The sequence below is a fragment of the Polymorphospora rubra genome (assembly GCF_018324255.1).
GTDB lineage: Bacteria > Actinomycetota > Actinomycetes > Mycobacteriales > Micromonosporaceae > Polymorphospora > Polymorphospora rubra.
The window spans coordinates 5691860-5711008 of record NZ_AP023359.1 but is presented as its reverse complement, the minus strand read 5'-3'; the positions used below and the strand labels follow the sequence as shown (position 1 = coordinate 5711008).

The following is a 19149-nucleotide window of genomic DNA, read 5'->3' as shown; positions in this document are numbered from 1 at the left end:
ACCGCGTGGCGCCAAGGCATTCCGGAGCGCGGGCCGGGTTCGCCGGCTACCGCCGGGAGGCCAGCGCGCGCAGCAGGAACAGGGTGTTCGCCGGCCGCTCCGCCAGCCGCCGGGTGAAGTAGCCGTACCACTGCGGCCCGAACGGCAGGTAGACGCGGACGCCGAAGCCGTCGGCGGCCAGCCGGCGCTGCTCGCCGTCGCGGACGCCGCGCAGCATCTGGTATTCGAAGCCGTCGACGCCCCGACCGGTCCGCCGGGCCAGCTCACCGGCGATCTCGATCAGTCGCGGATCGTGGGTCGCCACCAGCGGATGTCCGGCGCCGGCGAGGAGGATCCGCAGGCAGCGTACGTAGGCCAGGTCGACGTCGGTGCGCCGGTGCAGCGCCACCGACGCCGGCTCCCGGTAGGCGCCCTTGACCAGCCGGACCCGGGAGCCGGCGTACGCCAGGTCGGCGCAGTCGGCGGGGCTGCGCCGCAGCGCCGCCTGGACCGCGACGCCGACCCACGGGAAGTCCCGCCGCAGCGCCCGGGTGATGTCCAGGGTGGAGTCGGTGGTGGTGTGGTCCTCCATGTCGACGGTCACCAGCACACCCGCGTCGTCGGCGGCGGCACAGATCAGCCGGGCGTGGTCCAGGGCGCGGGCGGCGCCGTCCGCACCGTCCAACTGGCCCAGCGCCGACAGCTTGACCGACAACTCGCTGCCGGGTCCGGCCAGTTCACTGTCGGCCAGCCGGCGGGCGAGCGCGACGAAGCTGTCCCGGGTCTGCGCGGCCTGTCCCGGATCGGTCACGTACTCGCCGAGCTGGTTGAACGTCACCCGCAGCCCGGCGGCGGCCAGTGCCGTCCCGGCGGCGACCGCTTCCGCCGTCGTCTCGCCGGCGACGAACCTGGCCACGACAGCGCGGGTCGCCGGCACGGCCTGGACTGCCGCCCGGATCCGGTCCTGTTCGGCGGCGGCGATCAGGGTACGGCGCAGCACGGTGATCCCTTCCGGTCCGTCCCGGTCAGTGCACCGAGGTCCGCAGGTGGTGCGGGCTGCAGACCTCCTCGTCGACCTCGGTGGGCAGCGTCTCGTACGGCTCGGTGATGTCGGCGCGCAGCGCGTCCAGGTCGAGCAGTCGACCGCGCAGCACCACCGCGTCGATCTCGCGGACGGCGGCGATGTCCGCCAGCGGGTCGGCACCGAGCAGGACGAGGTTCGCCTCCTTGCCCTCGGTGACCGTGCCGAACCGGTCGGCCAGGTGGAAGGCGCGGGCGGCGTCGATGGTCGCCATCCGCAGCACCCGGGCCGGCGCGACCGCCTGCTCGGCGTAGATCGCCAGCTCGCGGTGCAGCGCGTCGCCGGGGAAGGTGTACCAGGTGCCGGCGTCCGAGCCGGCGACGACGGTGACGCCGGCGTCGAGCAGCGGGTTGAGGTTGGCGCACGCCTGCCGGTAGGCCTCCGCGTAGTCGTCGATCTGCTCCTTGATCTCGTAGATCGACTTACGCTGCCGCTGGTACTGCGCGACGCTGTCCGGCGGGGCGGCGGGCGGCAGGGCGATCCGCCAGCGGGGCAGCGAACGCGACTCGTACGAGGCGAGGGTGGGGATCAGGATGGTGCCGGCATCCGCCATCCGGGCCAGCAGCTCGGGCGGCATCGGTTCGATGACCCCGTGTCCGATGATGTCCGCCCCGCAGTCGACGGCCACCGACGCGTCGTCCACCGTCGCGATGTGCACCGCCGCGCGGTAGCCGCGCCGGTGTGCCTCGTCGATGAGCGCGGCCAGCAGGTCCGGGGTCAGGTTCGGCAGCGTGCCGAAGACGTCGTCGTAGACGATCTTCACGAAGTCGGGGTTGGCGGCGGTGATCCGGTCGATCTGCTCGCGTACGTCGTCCATGGTGACCACGACGCTCGCGGCGTCCCCGACCGAGCAGCTGCAGAACCCGCCGGGCGCGTTCAGGCAGCCGTACGAGGTCAGCAGCCACGGGCCGAGGAACCGGCCGGCGTTGACGTCGTCGCGTACCCGGTCGGCGGCCGAGCCCGGGAAGTGACCGCCGGCGGTGAAGAAGTCGACGGCCTGGGTCACCCCGTGCACGAGCATCTGCTTGAGCGTGCGGCGGAAGTCGGACTCGACGCCGAGGAACCCGTTGAACGCGATGTGCACGTGGCAGTCGAACAGGCCGGGGATCAGGTAGCGGCCGCTGCCGTCGACGATCCGCGCGGCAGCCGGTGGTTGTCCGTCGGCGCCCGCGGTCGGCACGATCCGGGTGATCCGCCCGTCGGCCACCCACACATCGCGGGCCGGCCGGTGGACGCCCGCCTCGACATCGACCACGGTGACGCCGCGTACGACCAGGTCGGCGGGGTGGTCGGCGGCCGTCATCGGGCCGGCCCATGTTCGTGCAGGTAGGCGTAGATCGCTTGAGCCATCCGGAAGTCGTCCTCCGTGTCGATGTCCACCGGCTGGTTGGCCGCGTGGAACCAGTACGGGTTCGCGCCGATCGGGCCGAGCGTGGTGGCGGTGGAGCGGCGCAGGATCGAGAGGGTGAATCCGAGCTGGTAGTGCATCGGCAGGGTCTGCGACGGCCGGTGCCAGGGGCCGAAGCCGAAGCCCATCGGCCGGTGGTCGTGGTCGAGCAGGTACATCTGGCGGGGGTAGACCACCACGAGGGAGTCGTTGCGGTCCCGGGCCTCCTGCCACAGTGCGAGGCATTCGGCGTACTGGTCGAAGAGCGGATCGGTGACGTGGCACCACATGATGTCGTCGTCGCCGGGGGTGTCCCGGCAGATCTGGCTCACCACGGAGGCGTACGGCGTCTCGTTGCGGGCCAGCTCCGGTGCCCGGGACAGGAAGTTGATGCCCAGCCGCTTCGCGTGTTCGGCGCAGGCGGGCTCCTCGCTGCTGACGTAGATCTGTTCGGCGGGCAGCACCGTCAGCAGCTGGCCGACCTTGATGTCGAGCAGGGACCGGGTGCCGTGGAAGGGGCGGAAGTTCTTGTCCGGCACCCGGGTCGACGACGCCTTGGCCGGGATCACCGCCCGGATCGTGGGGGTCACGGCGTCGCCTCCGCCGTTACCGCTTCGGCGCCGGCCGCCGCCTCGGTGATGATCCGCCGGTACGACTCGGCGTGATCGCAGCCGGCGACCTGCCCGTTGCCGCTGAGCCGGTTCACCACCCAGGCGAGCGCGACGGCGGGATCGACGTCGTCGGCGAACTGGCTCTTGTGCCGTTGGATGGCCTCCAGCTTGCGGGCCAGGTAGGGCGACACGTCGACGTGGAAGTCGGTGTGTTCGTGTCCGGGCACCCACACCTCCTGGACCTTGTGCGGGGCCAGCCCCTCGCTCAGCAGTTCCGGATAGGCGCGCGGGTTGCGGGCGTCGGGGTAGACGGCCGACAGGGCGGCCTCGCCGGTGGCCAGGTGGTCGGGATGCGACGCGCCGATCGGGAAGACCAGGGAGCGCAGCGGCTGGTGGGTCAGCACCAGCTCGGGCCGGTGGCGGCGGATCTCCCGGGTGAGCGCGCGACGCAACGCCACGTCGGCGGCCAGCGAGCCGTCCCGCAGCCCCAGGAAGACGACCTCGGCGACGCCGAGCAGGTCGGCCGCGTCCTGCTGCTCCGCGTACCGTCGCCGGGTCAGGTCGGCGTCTGATATGGACGGATCCTCGCCGCCCTGCGAACCGTCGGTGCAGACGACGTACACCACCTCGGTGCCCGCGTCGGCGAGCCGGGCGACGGTGCCGCCGAAGCTGTATTCGGCGTCGTCCGGATGCGCGGTGATGACCATGGCGCGACCGAAGTCGCGGGGCAGTGGTAGCAGGATCGTCTCCTTTCTCCGCGGGTGGCTGCCGCGACCCGCTTCCCTTCGGCGTACGACGGCCGGACCGGCTAGTGCACGCGCGTGTCCGGCCGTCCCTGCCCGGCGAGGCGGACGAGGTCGTCGATGCTGCCGTCACCGAGCAGGTCGCCGAGCTCGACGGTCAGGTCGACGCCGCTGCTCAGACGGGTCGTGAGCGCCAGCGCCAGGGCGGAGGTCCCGCCCGCGTCGAGGAACGACAGTCCGGGATCGGGGTCGTCGATCTGCATCACCTCGCGCCAGATCTCCGCGATCCGCTCGTGCAGCGGATCGCCGGCAGCCGTGGAGGCCGGCGCCGCCACGGCCGGCGAGGCGTCCATCAGATCGGCGCGGACCCGCCGCCGGTCGACCTTGCCGGGGCCGAGGGTGGGGATGCGGGGTACGACCACCACCCGCTGCGGGACGAGATGGACCGGGGCGTTGTCGCGTACGTACCGGACCAGGTCCGCCGGCCGCGTCGTGGCACCGGGGCGCAGCACCACCGCGGCGGCCGGCACCGCGCCGAGGATCTCGTCGGGCAGTCCGGTGACGCAGACGTCGCCGACGTCCGGGTGGGTGGCGAGGAGCTTCTCGACGTCGCCGGGGAAGACGTTCTCCCCGCCGCAGACGAACATGTCGTCCATCCGGCCGACGAAGTGCAACCAACCCCCGGCGTCCACCCGGAAGATGTCGCGGGTCCGCAGCCAGCCGTCGACGTACCGCTCACGCATGGTGGCCTCGTCGAGGATGGTGCCCTCGGAGATGAGGTCGCTCCTGATCCAGAGCTCTCCCTCGGTGGTCGGCTCCCCCGACTCGTCGAGGACCCGGGCCTCCACGCCGGCCCACGGCCGGCCGCAACTGTCCGGCGGCTGCTTCTCCCCGGGCGGCTGGCCGAGACAGGGCGCGCACTCGGTGAGGGCGTAGATGTTCAGGATCTCGGCGGTCGGCACGGCCTCCTGGAGCCGGCGCAGCATGCCCGGCGTCGAGGGGCCGCTGCCCACCCGGATCGAGCGCAGCGCGCTGAGGTCCAGCGCCCGCAGCAGGTCCCGTTCCCGCAGCAGGGCGGCGGCCTGCGAGGGCGTGAAGACGACGGTGGCACAGCGGTGCAGGGCGAGTTTGACCAGGATCTTCGCCGGGTGGAAGGAGTCGGCGATCACGCCGGTCCAGCCGCGCAGCAGCCCCAGCATGACGCCGGCGTTCAGGCCGGAGGTGTGGAAGAGCGAGGTGGCGACCAGGTAGCGACCCTCGGCCTCCGTGGCGGCCCCGGCGGACGCGGTGTAGCCGCCGCTGCGGTAGCGGGTCAGCAGCCGGAAGTGCTCGTGGGTCTTGAAGATCATCTTGGGGCGGCCGGTGCTGCCCGAGGTCAGGAAGGCGACCGCCGGGAAGCGGTCCGGGACCTCCGACGGCAGGTCGGTCACGGGCGCGTCGAGCAGTTCGGCGAAGTGCGGCGGTCCCCCGCCGTCGACGGTGAAGGTGTGTGCCGGCATCCGGCGTACGGCCGCCGCGGTGACGCCGCCGTCGCCCCCGTCGACCACCGCGGCCACGCAGCCGGCGTCGGCCAGGATCGCCTCCGCGGCCGGCGTGGGCAGCCCCGGGTCGCAGAGCACGGCGGTGAGTCCGGCCCGGACGGTCCCGTAGATCGCCTGCAACAGCGCGGGGCCCGGACGGGCCGAGATCAGCACCCGGTCGCCCGCGGCGAACCCGCGCGCCACCAGCCCGGACGCGACCCGGTGCACGTCGGCGTCGAACTGGGCGTAGGTCACCACCCGGTCGGCCCCGTCGCCGTCGAACACGAACGCCGCACGGTCGGGGGTCGCCTCGACATGGTCGCGGAAGAGAAGCACACCGTTCGTCTGCAATCGCACTCCCCTGGTGATGGACCACGCACGGCTCGTCCCGGTGCACGCCGGCGGAGTGCCGGTGATCATATCGCGAACTTCGATGCCTGCGGGAGCGCGCCCACGGGCCGGTTCCGGGACCGTCGGGACCGGTCGCCCACCGCCCATCATCGCCGGTGACCTGCCCGTCATCCACCGTGGACTCCATCGATCGGATGTGCAAGACTTCCGCCATGCCAGCCTCTCCGACCGGCCGGAAAGCTCGGCGACCATCGACGGCGACCACCATGGAGACGGCGACCACCATGGACGCCCGATGCGGGTAGCCGAGCACATCGTCCGGAAGCTGGTCGACGAGGGGGTCGAGGTCCTCTTCACGGTGCCGGGCGAGCAGATGGACGCCCTCTTCGGCGCCCTGGCGAAGACCGACATCCGGGTCGTCCACACCCGACACGAGCAGGGCGCGGCCTTCATGGCGTACGGCTACGCCCGCGCCACCCGCAAGATCGGCGTCTACACCGTCATCTCCGGACCCGGGGTGCTCAACTCCACCGCCGCGCTCGCCACCGCGTACGCCGGCGACGCCCGCGTCCTGTGCCTGGCGAGCGAGATCCCCACACCGCTGCTCGGACGCGGCTACGGCGTCCCGCACGAGGTCCCCGACCAGCTCGGGATCCTGCGCCGGCTGACCGGCTGGGCCGACCGCGTCGGCACGCCGGACCAGATCGACACCGTGCTCGGCGAGGCCTTCCACCGGCTGCGCTGGTCCCGTCCCCGCCCGGTGGCGGTCGAGGTGCCGACCGACATCTGGGGCGCCGAGGCCGTCGACCCGCACGGCTGGACCGATCCGGCCGTCGACCAGCGCCCGGACCCCGCCGCCGTCGAGGCCGCCGCCGCCGTGCTCGCCTCGGCCGAGGCACCGCTGATCATGGTGGGTAGCGGCGCCCGCGGTGCCGCCGCCGAGATCCGGCAGCTCGCCGAGCGTCTCGGCTGCCCGGTGACGGCGGACATGGGCGGCCGGGGCATCGTCAGCGACCGCCACGAACTGGCGGTGACGCTGCCCGTCGCCCACCGGCTGTGGGCCGAGACCGACGTCGTCCTGGCCATCGGGACGCGGCTGATGCGTCCGCAGGTCGAGTGGGGCCTGGACGACCGGCTGAAGATCGTCCGGGTCGACCTCGACCAGACCGAGATCGACCGGGTACGGCCCCCGCCGTGCCGATCGTCGCCGACGCGACCCTGACCGTACGCGCCCTGCTCGACCGGGTCGGCGAGCCGGCCCGGCGGGAGGGCTGGCTGGCCCGGGTGAAGCAGGCCCGCGACGACGTCGAGGTCGACGTGGCACGACTGGTTCCCCAGGTCGACCTGCTGCGCGCGATGCGGGCCGCGCTGCCGGACGACGGTTTCTTCGTCGACGAACTCACCCAGGTCGGCTACGTCTCCCGGTTCGCCTTCCCGATCTACGCGCACTCGACGTACGTGCCGGTCACCTACCAGGGCGCGCTCGGATCCGGCTTCGCGACCGCGCTCGGGGTCCAGGCGGCGAACCCCGGTCGCCCCGTCCTGTCGATCTCCGGCGACGGCGGTTTCCTCTACACCGCCGTCGAACTGTCGACCGCGGTGCAGCAGCGGCTGCCGGTCGTCGCGGTCGTCTTCAACGACCGCTCGTACGCCAACGTCAGCCGCTCGCAGCTACGCAGCCTCGGCACGACGGTCGGCACCGACCTGCACAACCCTGACTTCCCCGCGTTCGCGCGGGCGTTCGGCGCCCACGGCGTACGGGTGGACACGCCCGACGACCTGGCGGCCGAGATCGCCACCGCGTTCGAGCGACCGGACGTTCCGACGGTGATCGAGGTGCCGGTCGGCGACATGCCCAGTCCGTGGCCGTTGATCCGTCTGCCCCGGGTCAGGTGAGCGCCGCACCCGCACCGGCCGGGAGGCCGTCCGTCCCACGCCGTTTCCGAGGAGTCCGACATGGTCCAGGCCACGCCACACACCCTGCCGTTCCGTCCGGCGTTGGCGCACATGCGCAGCCAACGGATCGTCGAGGTCGCCAAGGTCACCGCGAGCCACCCCGGTGCCATCAGCCTCTGCTTCGGTGAGACGGACCTGCCTACCGCGACGGTCGTCCGGGAGGCCGCCGAGCAGGCCATGCGCGAGGGCCGGACCACCTACGCCGACCGGCGCGGCGTCGCACCGCTGCGGGCGGCGATCCAGGAATACCACCACCGCACGCACGGCCTGGACATCGACCTGGACCGGATCTCGGCGACCTCGTCGGGCATGACCTCGATCATGATCGCCCTGCAGTGCCTCGTCGAACCCGGCGACAACGTGGTCGTGGTGGCACCGGTCTGGCCCAACATCGTCATCGCGATCGAGGCGCTGGGGGCCGAGGTCCGGTTCGTCCAGCTCGACGCCGAGGACGAGCGGTGGTCGCTGGACCTGGGCGGGGTCGACGCCTCCTGCGACGAGCGGACCCGGGCGATCTTCGTGGCCTCGCCGGGCAACCCGACCGGCTGGACGATGACCTCGGACGAGCAGCGCGAACTGCTCGACCTGGCCCGGCGGCGCAACACGTGGGTCATCTCCGACGAGGTCTACAACCGCCTGGTGTACGACGGCTCGTTCGCCGCCCCCTCTTTCCTCGAGGTGGCCCGCGACGACGACGCCGTCTTCGTGGTGCAGAGCTTCTCCAAGACGTGGGCGATGACCGGCTGGCGGCTGGGCTGGCTGGTGCATCCGGCGGCGCTCGCGCACCAGGTGGGCAACCTGAGCGCGATCAACAGCACCGGGTCGGCCACCTTCGTGCAGCACGCCGGTGTCGCCGCGATCCGGCAGGGCGAGCCGTTCGTCGACGAGCTGCTGGGCCGCTGCCTGCACGGCCGGAACATGGTCGCCGACGCCCTCGGCCGGATCGCGCGGGTCTCGGCCCCCTCGGTGCCCGCCTCCTTCTACGCCTTCTTCCGCGTCGAAGGGGTCGAGGACGACCTCGCGTACGCCAAGGAACTGGTGGCCCGGGCCGGCGTCGGCCTGGCGCCGGGCTCGGCGTTCGGCCCCGGCAACGAGGGCTGGTTCCGGATCTGCTTCGCCCAGGATCCGCAGCGCCTCGCCACGGCACTGGACCGGCTCGTCACCGCCATCTGACCGCCGCCGGGCGCCGCCTGCTGGTGGCGCCCGACGGGGATCGGCCGGCCCGGACCCGGCGACGCCCTACGCGGCGGCGAGCCGCTCGGTCAGCTCGTCCAGGGTCGCGGCCAGCCCGGCCGACACCCGGGTCAGCGGCAGCCGGCACTCCGGGGAGCGCAGCAGGCCCTGCCGCCACAGGCAGTACTTCAGCGGCATCGGGTTGGACTCGCCGAACAGCGACGGGATCATCGGGCTGATGGTGCGCCAGGCGGTCCGGGCCCGTACCAGTTCCTGCTTCGCGACGGCGTCGGCGACCTCGACGAACGTCCGGGTCGCCAGGTGCGCGGAGGCGAGGATCCCGCCGGCGGCGCCGTTGGCCAGGCTGGTGAAGAACATCGGGTCCTCGCCGGTGAGCACCGACAGCTCCGACGGCGCCCGGTGCAGCAGGTCGAGGCTCTGCATGAGGTTGCCGGTGGAGTCCTTGACCGCGCGTACGTTCGGCGCGGCCGCCGCGATCTCGAACAGCGCGTCGTTGGAGAGGTTGACCCCGGTCCGGTACGGGACGTTGTAGACGATGACCGGGCGGTCGGTCTCGCCGGCGACGACGCGGTAGTGCTCGACCAGGCCGTCCTGCGGGGGCCGGTTGTAGTACGGCGTGACCACCAGGTATCCGGCGACGTCCAGCGACTCGTACGACGCGATGCCGGCGGCGACGTGACGGGTCGAGTTCCCGCCGACCCCCACGTACACCGGGAGCGCACCGGCGACCGCCTGGAGGGTTTCGGTGACGACCGCCCGCTGCTCGTCGGCCTCGACGGTCGGGGTCTCACCGGTGGTGCCCATCATGATCAGGCCGGCCAGCCCGAAACCCGAGTAGTGCTCGACCAGTCGCCGCAGCGACTCCAGGTCGACCGCACCTTCGTAGAACGGCGTCACCAGCGGCAGGTACACGCCTTCCAACTTCGTCATCGATCAACCCTCGCTCTTGATCTCGGTTGCCGGATCAGCCGGCGACTTCAACGTCTATCAATGCCCAGGAGTTGGGCCCCGTAGCCGAAAGAGCGAGCCTGGCACCCGGCTCGAACGCGCCGGCCCTGAAGAACAGGGCGCAGTTTACCAACAGGTCGGCGGCGAAGCCGTGTCCATATTCGCCCACCGGGCCGGGCAGCAGCTGCGCCGCCGCGAACCCCGCGGCGCCGGCCAGGAACCGCTGCGACGAGAGTCGGTAGTTGTTGAACAGCGCATGGGTGTAGTCCCGGGGGCCGAGCCCGGACACGTCCTTCAGCCCGGCGGCGGCGGACCGGCCGAGCAGGACCGTACGGCGCTGCCCGGCGGGGCTCACGTCGGCGGCGCCGCCCTGCGCGTCGGCGCGTACGGCGACGCCGTGCACCCGCAGCGCCGGCCCGGCGGCGGGCGCCTCCCGGGTGGCCAGCACGGCGGCGGCGCCGTCGCTGAGCACCGACAGCGGGCCGGTCATCATCCGGGGCCGGCCGCGGGCCTGGTCGGCGGTGACGAGCAGGGCCGAGCCGGCCCGATGCCGGCTCAGCAGGGCGTCGGCGACCTGCACCAGCAGCCCCAGGTTGCCGCAGCCGTGGCCGGCCAGGTTCAGCACGACCGCGCCCGGCACCCCCAACGCGACGGCCAGGTCGGCGTTGGTGGCCAGCGCGGTCTCACCCTGTTGCGGCGTCTCGGTGGCGTAGAGGACGAAATCGGGGGTGACCCCGGCGGCGGCCAGGGTCTTCGCCCCGACGTCGCACGCCATCTCCAGGGACGACGCGGTCGTCTCCCGATAGCTGCCGAGCCCGTCGCGGGTCAGCAGCTCGTCGTCGCACCCGGGCTCGCCGAGCCCCGCGAGGGGGCGCGGGCCGCCGTGGACGTACGAGATCGAGGACAGATGGATGTGTGCCACGGGCACCTTCCTTCCAGTTGGCGGCCACGCCCGGTGGTGCGGTCAGTCCACCACCGGAACGTGCTCGCGCCGCAGCTCGATCCGGGACGCGGAGACGACCCGCCCGCCGGCGACCACGACCTCGGTCGGCACCGGGTGGCTGAGGAAACCGAGCAGGCTCGCACTCAGCCCGTACGCGCCGACGTTCGGGATGGCCAGCACGTCGCCCGGCGAGATCCCCGGCAGGGCGAGCCCGTGCCCGAGCATGTCGAGCGGGGTGCACAGCGGCCCGGCCAGGTCGACACCGACGTCGTCGGCCTCCTTCGCGACCGCCTGCACGGGCTGTGCGGAGGTCGGCAGCAGCCGGCGCAGGCCGGACAGGCCGCCCAGGTGGTTGATCCCGGCGTCGAGGACGGCGAACCGGCGCCCGTGGCTCTCCTTGACGTCGAGCACCGTCGTCAGCAGGGTGCCGGACGTCCCGACCAGGTAGCGCCCCGTCTCGACCGCGAGCCGCGGACCGCCGTCGCGCCAGCCGGCGACCCGCTCGTCGAGTTCGGCGGTGAGGGCGTCGGCGAGCTTGGGATAGCCGACCGGCGGCCCCGGGCGGGCGTACGGGGCGGCGAAGCCGCCGCCGATGTCGAGCACTTCCAGGGGCAGCCCCCGCTCCCGCAGCCAGGCGGCGGTGCGGATGCTGCCGCACAGTTCGGCGACGAGGGCGTCCTCGGTCGCCGCGTTGGTGATCGGGAAGAAGTGCGCGCCCCGGACCGTCACCGCGTGGCACCGCGCCGCCGTGTCGAGCAGTGCCGGCACGTCGGCGAGATCGACGCCGAACTGGCTGGCCGTACCGGTCATCCGCAGCCCGGACCCGCCCGCCGCGGCCCCGTTGACCCGGACCAGGCAGTCGACCGCGACGCCGCGTCCGGCGGCAACGGTGTCGAGGCGCCGCAGGTCGGTGCCGGACTCCACGGAGAAGAACCGAACGCCCCGGTCGAGGCAGTGGCCGAGCGCGTCGGTCGTCTTGCCCGGCCCGGTGTAGAGGCAGTGCGCGGGGTCGGCGCCGGCGGCGAGGGCGACATCGAGTTCACCGGACGAGGTGATCTCGGTGTGGCAGCCCGCCGTCACCAGCGCCGCCACGAGCGCCGGGAGGGGGTTCGCCTTCAGCGAGTAGTAGACGCGGGTGCCGGTGGGCAGGCTGGACCGCAGCTCCCGCAGCGACCGCGCGACCTCGTCCAGGTCGTACACGTACGCCGGGGTGCCGAACCGGCGGGCGAGGGCGACGTGGTCGGGCACCGGGGCCGCGGCCGGATCCGCGGGGCCGTCGGGCCGGTCGCCGGTCGGGGTCATGCCGGCAGCTCCTCGAACCGCCGCCGCAGGGCGGCCCGGTCGATCTTGCCGTTGCCGGTGACCGGCATCCGCTCCACAGGGTGGCAGGAGTCCGGTCGGCGGGCGGGATCCAGCCACTGCGCGAGCTGGCGCAGGACGTCGTCGGCGGTGACCGGGCCGGTGACGTAGACGGCGAGGTGGTCGCCGTCGGCGCGGTGGACCGCCGCGCACTGGCTGACGCCGGGGATCCGGCTGACCGCCGACTCGATCTCGATGAGGCTGACCCGCAGGCCCCGCCGCTTGACGATGTCGTCCCGCCGGCCGGTGAAGTACAGGTAGCCGTCCGCGTCGACGTAGCCGTAGTCACCGGTGTGCAGCCGGCGTTCGCCGGTGCGGGGATCGGCGCGGAACCGGGCGGCCGTCAGCTCGGGCGCCTGCCAGTAGCCGGTCATCACGTGCGGGCCACGGACCACGATCTCGCCGACCTCCCCGGTCGGGGCCGGCGTTCCGGCCTCGGTCAGGATCTCCACCCGGGTGCCGGGCAGCGGCCGGCCGACCGAGTTCGGCCGGGTCAGGTCGCCGTCCGGCTCCAGGATGGACACCCGCTTGCACTCGGTGATGCCGAACATCAGGCAGATCGCCGCGCCCGGGAACGCGCGCCGCAGCCGGTCGACGGTCTGCGCCGACATCGCCGCGCCGGTGTTGGTGAACAACCGGATCCGGCTCGGTGGCGGGCCGTCCGCCGTTTCGGGCCGGACCCGTTCGGCCAGCGCGGTGAGGGTGGCGGCGACCGACGGCACCAGCGGCACGACGGTGGCTCCGGCGGCCCGGATCTGCCGGTCCAGGGTGAGGTCCGGGCCCGAGTCGCTGAAGACCACCTCCGCCGTGCTCACCGCCGCCAGGAACACCTGGTAGAGGCCGTAGTCGAAGGACAGCGGCAGCCGGACGAAGACGACGTCGTCGCCGCGGTAGCCGAGCCGTTCGGCGATGGCCAGGGTCGCGAAGTGGACCTGCGCGTGGCTGGACGTCACCGCCTTGGGCCGGGACGTGCTGCCGGAGGTGTAGATCATGAGGCAGAGGTCGGTGGGAACGGCATCCGGCTCCGGGACGTCGTCGCCGACCCCGTCCAGCCCCGCCCACAGTTCGGTCACGCCGATCGCGGCGCGGTCACCGACGCTCGCCCAGCCGTCGGTGTCGCCGTCCTCCAGCACCACCACCGCCGGGTCGGCGTCGGCGACCAGGTCCGCCAGCAGGAACGGCTTGAGGTCGCGGTGCACCGGTACGGCGACCGCGCCGGCCCGCGACGTCCCGAACACCATCGCCACCTGCTCACGCCGGTTCGCCGTACGCAGCAGCACCCGGTCGCCGGGTCGTACGCCCCGCTGCCGCAGCCAGCGGGCGAACCGCCGGCTGTGGTCGGCCAGTTCGGCGTACGACCAACCGCCCCGCTCGTCGCGTACGGCGGGAGCGTCGGGGCGCCGCCGCGCGGCATCGTCCAGCATGGCGTGCAGGCGTACGGACCACGGAGCCCCGTGCCGCGTCGGCTCACCCATACTGGGCCATCAGCTCGATCATCAGGTCGACGAAGTCCTGGTGGTGTTCGACCCGGGTCTGGTGGCCGCCCTGGAGACAGTGGGTGCTCACGCTGCCGACCTCCTTGGCGTATTCCTCGACGTACTGCCAGGGGGTCAGCAGGTCGGCCGAGGAGCCGACCAGGTGGACCGGGCAGCGGTAGGAGTCCGGCCCGTCGCGGTCGAGCCGGAAGAAGTCCTCGAGCGCGCCGATCAACGCCAGTACGGCTTCGGGGCGCCGCCCGTACTGGCCGGCGAACGCCTTGCGGGTCACGTCGAAGTGCCGGGTGTGCCGGCAGACGAAGTCCGGGGAGAAGATCTGCAGCAGCACCGTCCGGACGAACAGGTCGGTCTCGCCCTTGCCCAGCAGTTCGCGCCAGGTGGCCAGCCGGCGCAGCTGGTATTCGGCGAGCCGGTGCGAGGCCACCCCGCCGAGGATGATCGCCCGGAAGTCGACGCCCATCTCCAGGTGCAGGTAGCGGCAGACGTTGCCGCCGAAGGAGTAGCCGTGCACCACGCAGTCGGCGGGGTCGACCCCGATCCGGTCGAGGTAGGCCGCGGTGTACCGCGCGTAGTGGGCGATGGTGTCCATGCCCGTGTCGGTCGGCGAGGAGCCCTGGTTGGGGAACTCGAAGGTCAGCGTCCGGCAGTGCCGGGAGAGCTGGGCGACCGTGGGGTCCCAGCTGTCCCGGGACTGGAAATGCCCATTGATCAACAACAGCGGGGTGCCCGCGCCGCGCTCCTGGTGCCGAAGGGTCGTCAGATCCATCAGCTCGTCGCCCGCAGCCGGGTCAGGACCGCCCACAGCCGCTCGGCGCTGGCGAAGGTCTCGAAGTTCATCTCACTGTCCGGGAACGAGACCTCGTAGACGGACTCCAGGTCGATCAGCAGCCCCACCATCTCCAGCGAGTCGAGACCCAACTCCACCAGGCTCGCGTCGGGCGCCAGCGGCTCACCCGCCGGCAGCAGCTTCAGGTGCTTGCGAAGCACCGTGATGAAGGTGTCGTCCCACGCCCGCTGCGCCATCGCTTCTCCCTGGTCGCCTTCGCCCACCGGTCGCCGACCGGGCGGTTCACCCGGTGGCCCGCGATTCACCCTATGCCCCGCGGTGATTGACATCGATCGGCTGGTTGAGCAGGATCGTGATGCCACAAGGACCATTGCGGATCACGACTAGCATGCCACAGTGGAATCGATCGGCGTTGACCCGGAGCGACGTTCCGGGCCCGGTCCAGCCATCGAAGGAAGGCCGCACGTGCAGACGACTGGAGACCCGGCGGCGCCGGCGGACACCGGCGACGACCAGGGATCCGGACCGGACGTCGACGGCTGGCCACCGGAGTTCGCCGACGCGGTCGTCTCGATGCTGCCGGAGACCCCGGGCGGTCACCACATATCGCCGGACAGCGATCTCGCCGCGCTCGGCCTGGACAGTCTCGGCCGGACCGGGCTGGTCCTGCTGCTCCAGGACGAGTGGGACGTCGAGTTCCCCGACGAGGTGCTGGTCGGCAAGAACTTCGAGACGCCGGCGACGCTGTGGGCGGCGGTGTCACCCTTCCTTCCGCCGGACCGCTGACTTCGTGCGTCAGGAGCTGGGGCAGGCACTGTGCCGGGACGGCTACCTGCTGCCCACCGCCGTCGCCGGGGTCTACGGCCGGGACGGGCGTTTCGAGCACCTGGTCGGCGCGGTCGGCGCGGCCGTCTCCGTGATGGCGGCCGAGGTCGACGCGACGGTGGTCCGCTATCCGCCGGCCGTCGCCGCCGACGAACTGCACCGGGTCGGTTACCTGCGCTCGTTCCCGCACCTGGCGGGCGCGATCAGCGTCTGCGCGGACACCACGGGCCGGGAGACGGCGATCGCGGCCCGCCTGCACCGCGGCGGGGCGTGGGAGGAGCTGCTGCGCCCGTCGGACCTGGCCCCGTGCCCGGCCGCCTGCTACCCGCTGTATCCGCACCTGGCCGGCCGTGCCGTCGGCGGCGGGAAGCGGTACGACACGATGGGCTACTGCTTCCGCCGGGAACCCAGCGACGATCCCTTCCGGATGCAGCTGTTCCGGATGCACGAGATCGTCTGCGTCGGTGACCGTACGACGGTCGACGCGTTCCTGGCGCGGGCGCACGACTTCGCCGCGCGGCTGTTCACCGACTTCGGCCTCGCCGCCACCCGGGCCGCCGCCACCGACCCGTTCTTCGGCTCCGGTGGTCGGATGCTCGCCCGCGAACAACTCGACCGTGACCTCAAGCAGGAATACGTCTGCCCGACCCCTGACGGCGGCGTCGCGCTGGCGTCGGTGAACGACCACGAGACCCACTTCACCCGCCCGTACGGGATCATCGGCGGCGACGGGGCACCCGCCGTCTCGGCGTGCGTGGGCTTCGGCCTGGAGCGGGTCGTGCTGGCCGCGTTCCTGCAGCACGGCCCGGATCCGGCGGACTGGCCCGGCGGCACGCAGCGGGCGTTCGGCCTCCCGACAGGCTGACGGCCGAGGAGATGTGGAGGACGTGTGACAGGTGAGCCGGCAGCCGGCGAGCCCGCCCGGCAGGCGCTGCTGCCGGCACGCCGGGCGGCGGAGGTACTTCGCCACCATGCCGACGACGTCGACCGGCGTGGACGGTTCCCGCACGAGTCGGTGGCGGCGTTGCGGAACGAGCGGCTGCTCGCCGCGCTGATCCCCCAGGAACTCGGCGGCGGCGGACTGACCGTCGCCGAGATCGCCGACGTCTGCACGGTCCTGGGCAGGGCCTGCGCGTCGACGGCGATGATCTACGCGATGCACCAGATCCAGATCGCCTGTCTGGTCGCCCACGGCGAGGAGGACGCCCACCGGTTCCTGCGTCGCGCCGCGGACGGGCAACTGCTCGTCGCGTCGGGCACCTCCGAGCACGGCCACGGCGGCGACATCCGCTCCAGCACCGCCGCGGTCGAGCCCGACGGCGGCTTCGTACGGCTGCGCAAGGACGTCGGCACCATGTCGTACGGGGAGCAGGCGGACGCCCTGCTGCTGACCGCCCGCCGCTCCCCCGACGCGGCCGCCACCGACCAGGTCCTCGTCCTGCTGCCCCGTCGCGAGCCGGCCGCCGGCGAGTGGACGGAGGTCGAGGTCACCCGGCCGTGGAACGCGCTCGGCCTGCGCGGCACGGCCAGCGTCGGCGCCACCGTCGACGCCCGGGCGGCGGCGGGCAGCGTCCTGCGGACCGGTTTCGCGGAGATCCTCGCGCAGACCATGTTTCCGGTCAGCCACGTGCTGTGGTCCGCGGTGTGGCTGGGCATCGCCGCCGACGCGCTGGAGACCGCCGGCCGACACCTGCGGCGGGCCGGCCGGGGGCCCCGGGCGGCGCTGCCGCGCGGCTACGCCGAGCAGGTGGCGGCCTTCTACGAACTCGACGGGTTCTGCCGGCGGCAGGCGGCGGCGGTGTCGGTCCGGCCGGGTACGGCGGCCGGTCCGGCCGCCGAGCTCCGCGGCGCCGTCGAACTGAACAGTCTCAAGGTGCGGGTGTCGCGTGGGGTCGTCGACATCGTCGTCGGCGCGATGTCGGCGGTGGGGCTGGACGCCTACCTGTTGGACACCGACGTCGCCCTCGGCCGGCAGCTGCGGGACGCGCTGAGCGCGCCGCTGATGATCCGCAACGACCGGCTGATGGACAACGTCGGCAGCTCCCTCGCCGTCCTGAAGACCCTGTTCTGACTGGCTTCGTTCCTTGGGCGGGACTCCACCCCAGCCACTTGTCACGAAGGGCGCGGGGGCTGCGGCCGGTCGACGCACCGTCGGAGCGGCCCCGCCGGTCAACCCCGGGTACGGAACTCGAGGCCGTCGAACGTCTCCGCCGTACGCCACTGCTTGATGAAGCGGAAGAACGCCTGGGCACCCTGCGGGTAACCGACGAAGAACGCCCGTCGGGGGCCGGAGTCCTGGCCCTCGTTGTTGTAGGAGCCCGGGGTGCAGTCGGCGGCACCGACGTTGCTCGTCGACCCCAGCAGCAGTTCCATCCAGGCGTCCTCGGCCTCGCGGGTCACCTCGACCTCGTCGTGGCCGTGCGCGATGGCGTGGCGGACGATGCCGGTGATGGTCGTACCCGACTCGGTCAGGTTGTGCGGGATGTTGGCGATCAGGCGGGCGCCGTGCGACGGCTGCACGAAGAACGCGTTGGGGAAGCCGTGCACGTGGATGCCGTGCAGGGTGCGCATGCCCTCGCCCCAGTGGTCCGACAGGCGCCCGTACCGGCCGGTCACGTCGAAGCCGCCGCGCTCGGTGAACGGCGTGCTGACCTCGAACCCGGTCGCGTACACGATGCAGTCGACCGGGTGTTCGACACCGCCCGCGACGATCCCGGTGGCGGTGATGCGCTCGACGCCCCGGCCGTCGGTGTCGACCAGGTGGGTGTTCGGGTTGTTGAACGACTGGAGGTATTCGTCGGAGAAGCACGGCCGCTTGCACAGCTGCCGGTACCACGCCTTGAGGCGCTGCGCCGTCGCCTGGTCCTGGACGATCTCATCCACCCGGTCGCGGATCTCCGCCATCTTCTCGAAGTCCGCGTCCTCGTACGCGGCGTTGATGCCGTCGCGGGTCAGCTGTGTGCGGGGCAGTTTGCGAATCCGGTCCCGGGCCCGGCGGGCGAGGTCGGTCCAGGCGTCCTGCACCAGGTCCTCGCGCGCCGAGCCGGTCTGGTTGGCGGTGAAGTTCTCCAGCCAACGCTGCTGCCAGCCCGGGGTGGCGATCTCGGCGAACCAGGCCGGATCGGTCGGCTGGTTGCCGCGCACGTCGACCGAGGACGGCGTCCGCTGGAAGACGAGGAGTTCGGCGGCGGCCCGGGACAGCGGCGGTACGCACTGCACCGCGGTGGCGCCGGTGCCGATGACGGCGACGCGTTTGCCGCCCAACCGGTCCATGGGCGCGCCGAGCGGGTCGCCGCCGGTGTACTCGTAGTCCCAGCGGCTGGTGTGGAAGCTGTGTCCGGCGAAGGTCTCCAGGCCGGGGATGCGTGGGATCTTCGGTACGTGGAGCGGGCCGGTCCCCAGTGCCACGAACTGGGCGGTGAACTCGTCGCCGCGGTCGGTGCGCACGATCCACCGCGACCGGTCGCCGTCCCACTCCAGGTCGGTCACCTGGGTGTGGAAGAGCGCGTCGGCGTACAGGTCGTAGTGCTTGCCGATGCGCCGGCAGTGCTCCAGGATCTCCGGCCCGTGCGCGTACTTCTCCGACGGCATGTGCCCGGTCTCTTCGAGCAGTGGCATGTAGACGAACGACGCGGTGTCGCACTGCACGCCCGGGTAGCGGTTCCAGTACCAGGCGCCGCCGAAGTCGCCGCCCTTCTCGACGATGCGGACCGAGTCGACACCGGCCTGCTTGAGCTGGGCGCAGGTGGTCAGGCCGGCGAAGCCGCCGCCGATGAAGGCGACGGTGACGTGGTCGTGTTTGGCCGGGCGTTCGGTGACCGGGGTGAACGGGTCCGGCCGGCCGTCGTCCCACCGGCGGTACTGCAGCGGCCCGTCGGGCCGCAGCCGCTTGTCACGCTCCAGCGCGTACCTGCGCTTCAGCGCTTCCTTGTCGGTCATCGGTCGTTCCCCTGTCGACATGAGACATCC

The 19149-nt window shown here is 72.5% G+C and carries 18 protein-coding genes; 6 read left to right on the top strand and 12 right to left on the bottom strand.

Annotated elements, in window-relative coordinates:
• Positions 1-46 precede the first annotated feature (46 nt).
• The 5 genes from Prubr_RS25845 to Prubr_RS25825 form a co-directional block, all read right to left on the bottom strand.
• Positions 47-979, bottom strand: a complete 933-nt coding sequence (locus Prubr_RS25845) for a proline dehydrogenase family protein (RefSeq protein ID WP_212817527.1) — start codon at positions 977-979, stop codon at positions 47-49.
• Between the two features lie 25 nt (positions 980-1004).
• On the bottom strand, positions 1005-2363 hold the full coding sequence (locus Prubr_RS25840) for an amidohydrolase family protein (protein ID WP_212817526.1): 1359 nt from the start codon (positions 2361-2363) through the stop codon (positions 1005-1007).
• Positions 2360-3037, bottom strand: a complete 678-nt coding sequence (locus Prubr_RS25835) for a cytidylyltransferase domain-containing protein (protein WP_212817525.1) — start codon at positions 3035-3037, stop codon at positions 2360-2362. Before Prubr_RS25835 ends, Prubr_RS25840 begins: the two co-directional genes overlap by 4 nt.
• Positions 3034-3765, bottom strand: a complete 732-nt coding sequence (locus tag Prubr_RS25830) for a PIG-L deacetylase family protein (protein WP_212817524.1) — start codon at positions 3763-3765, stop codon at positions 3034-3036. The genes Prubr_RS25835 and Prubr_RS25830 overlap by 4 nt, the downstream gene beginning before the upstream one ends.
• Positions 3766-3866: 101 nt before the next feature.
• On the bottom strand, positions 3867-5672 hold the full coding sequence (locus Prubr_RS25825) for an AMP-binding protein (RefSeq protein ID WP_212817523.1): 1806 nt from the start codon (positions 5670-5672) through the stop codon (positions 3867-3869).
• Between the two features lie 295 nt (positions 5673-5967).
• On the opposite strand from Prubr_RS25825, the gene Prubr_RS25820 reads away from it, so the two are divergent.
• The 3 genes from Prubr_RS25820 to Prubr_RS25810 are packed head-to-tail and all read left to right on the top strand — an operon-like array spanning position 5968 to position 8801.
• A complete protein-coding gene (locus Prubr_RS25820; protein WP_212817522.1) occupies positions 5968-6894 on the top strand; it encodes a thiamine pyrophosphate-binding protein in 927 nt (308 codons plus the stop codon).
• Complete coding sequence (locus Prubr_RS25815) at positions 6867-7568, top strand: thiamine pyrophosphate-dependent enzyme (protein ID WP_212817521.1); 702 nt, start codon at positions 6867-6869, stop codon at positions 7566-7568. Before Prubr_RS25820 ends, Prubr_RS25815 begins: the two co-directional genes overlap by 28 nt.
• A gap of 60 nt (positions 7569-7628) precedes the next feature.
• On the top strand, positions 7629-8801 hold the full coding sequence (locus tag Prubr_RS25810; protein ID WP_212817520.1) for a pyridoxal phosphate-dependent aminotransferase: 1173 nt from the start codon (positions 7629-7631) through the stop codon (positions 8799-8801).
• Positions 8802-8867: 66 nt separating this feature from the next.
• Here Prubr_RS25810 and dapA read toward each other — a convergent pair whose 3' ends face one another.
• The 6 genes from dapA to Prubr_RS25780 are packed head-to-tail and all read right to left on the bottom strand — an operon-like array spanning position 8868 to position 14591.
• A complete protein-coding gene (dapA, locus tag Prubr_RS25805; protein WP_212817519.1) occupies positions 8868-9752 on the bottom strand; it encodes a 4-hydroxy-tetrahydrodipicolinate synthase in 885 nt (294 codons plus the stop codon).
• A gap of 34 nt (positions 9753-9786) precedes the next feature.
• Complete coding sequence (locus Prubr_RS25800; protein ID WP_212817518.1) at positions 9787-10692, bottom strand: beta-ketoacyl-[acyl-carrier-protein] synthase family protein; 906 nt, start codon at positions 10690-10692, stop codon at positions 9787-9789.
• Positions 10693-10734: 42 nt separating this feature from the next.
• Positions 10735-12015 (bottom strand): type III PLP-dependent enzyme domain-containing protein, encoded by a 1281-nt coding sequence (locus Prubr_RS25795; RefSeq protein ID WP_212817517.1) that lies wholly within the window; start codon positions 12013-12015, stop codon positions 10735-10737.
• On the bottom strand, positions 12012-13496 hold the full coding sequence (locus tag Prubr_RS25790) for a class I adenylate-forming enzyme family protein (protein ID WP_212817516.1): 1485 nt from the start codon (positions 13494-13496) through the stop codon (positions 12012-12014). The genes Prubr_RS25795 and Prubr_RS25790 overlap by 4 nt, the downstream gene beginning before the upstream one ends.
• Positions 13497-13539: 43 nt before the next feature.
• Positions 13540-14334: an alpha/beta fold hydrolase gene (locus Prubr_RS25785; RefSeq protein ID WP_212817515.1), complete on the bottom strand. Its 795-nt coding sequence runs from the start codon at positions 14332-14334 to the stop codon at positions 13540-13542.
• On the bottom strand, positions 14334-14591 hold the full coding sequence (locus Prubr_RS25780; protein ID WP_212817514.1) for a phosphopantetheine-binding protein: 258 nt from the start codon (positions 14589-14591) through the stop codon (positions 14334-14336). The genes Prubr_RS25785 and Prubr_RS25780 overlap by 1 nt, the downstream gene beginning before the upstream one ends.
• A gap of 229 nt (positions 14592-14820) precedes the next feature.
• Between Prubr_RS25780 and Prubr_RS25775 the strand changes: the two genes are divergently transcribed.
• Genes Prubr_RS25775 through Prubr_RS25765 form a run of 3 tightly spaced genes read left to right on the top strand, consistent with a single transcriptional unit; the run spans position 14821 to position 17251 of the window.
• The gene (locus tag Prubr_RS25775) at positions 14821-15141 is read left to right on the top strand and encodes a phosphopantetheine-binding protein (protein WP_212817513.1); all 321 of its coding nucleotides are present in this window, start codon (positions 14821-14823) and stop codon (positions 15139-15141) included.
• Positions 15142-15145: 4 nt separating this feature from the next.
• Positions 15146-16045, top strand: a complete 900-nt coding sequence (locus Prubr_RS25770; RefSeq protein WP_212817512.1) for a class-II aminoacyl-tRNA synthetase family protein — start codon at positions 15146-15148, stop codon at positions 16043-16045.
• A gap of 24 nt (positions 16046-16069) precedes the next feature.
• Positions 16070-17251 (top strand): acyl-CoA dehydrogenase family protein, encoded by a 1182-nt coding sequence (locus tag Prubr_RS25765; RefSeq protein WP_212817511.1) that lies wholly within the window; start codon positions 16070-16072, stop codon positions 17249-17251.
• Positions 17252-17349: 98 nt separating this feature from the next.
• Here Prubr_RS25765 and Prubr_RS25760 read toward each other — a convergent pair whose 3' ends face one another.
• Positions 17350-19119, bottom strand: a complete 1770-nt coding sequence (locus Prubr_RS25760; RefSeq protein WP_212817510.1) for a flavin-containing monooxygenase — start codon at positions 19117-19119, stop codon at positions 17350-17352.
• Positions 19120-19149: the final 30 nt, after the last annotated feature.

What these genes read in the sequence shown, in the direction of transcription:
- Prubr_RS25840 (WP_212817526.1), bottom strand. Translation starts at nt 2,363, where the DNA reads ATGACGGCCGCCGACCACCCCGCCGACCTGGTCGTACGCGGCGTCACC.
- Prubr_RS25830 (WP_212817524.1), bottom strand. Translation starts at nt 3,765, where the DNA reads ATGGTCATCACCGCGCATCCGGACGACGCCGAATACAGCTTCGGCGGC.
- Prubr_RS25820 (WP_212817522.1), top strand. Translation starts at nt 5,968, where the DNA reads ATGCGGGTAGCCGAGCACATCGTCCGGAAGCTGGTCGACGAGGGGGTC.
- Prubr_RS25810 (WP_212817520.1), top strand. Translation starts at nt 7,629, where the DNA reads ATGGTCCAGGCCACGCCACACACCCTGCCGTTCCGTCCGGCGTTGGCG.
- dapA (WP_212817519.1), bottom strand. Translation starts at nt 9,752, where the DNA reads ATGACGAAGTTGGAAGGCGTGTACCTGCCGCTGGTGACGCCGTTCTAC.
- Prubr_RS25795 (WP_212817517.1), bottom strand. Translation starts at nt 12,015, where the DNA reads ATGACCCCGACCGGCGACCGGCCCGACGGCCCCGCGGATCCGGCCGCG.
- Prubr_RS25790 (WP_212817516.1), bottom strand. Translation starts at nt 13,496, where the DNA reads ATGCTGGACGATGCCGCGCGGCGGCGCCCCGACGCTCCCGCCGTACGC.
- Prubr_RS25785 (WP_212817515.1), bottom strand. Translation starts at nt 14,334, where the DNA reads ATGGATCTGACGACCCTTCGGCACCAGGAGCGCGGCGCGGGCACCCCG.
- Prubr_RS25780 (WP_212817514.1), bottom strand. Translation starts at nt 14,591, where the DNA reads ATGGCGCAGCGGGCGTGGGACGACACCTTCATCACGGTGCTTCGCAAG.
- Prubr_RS25760 (WP_212817510.1), bottom strand. Translation starts at nt 19,119, where the DNA reads ATGACCGACAAGGAAGCGCTGAAGCGCAGGTACGCGCTGGAGCGTGAC.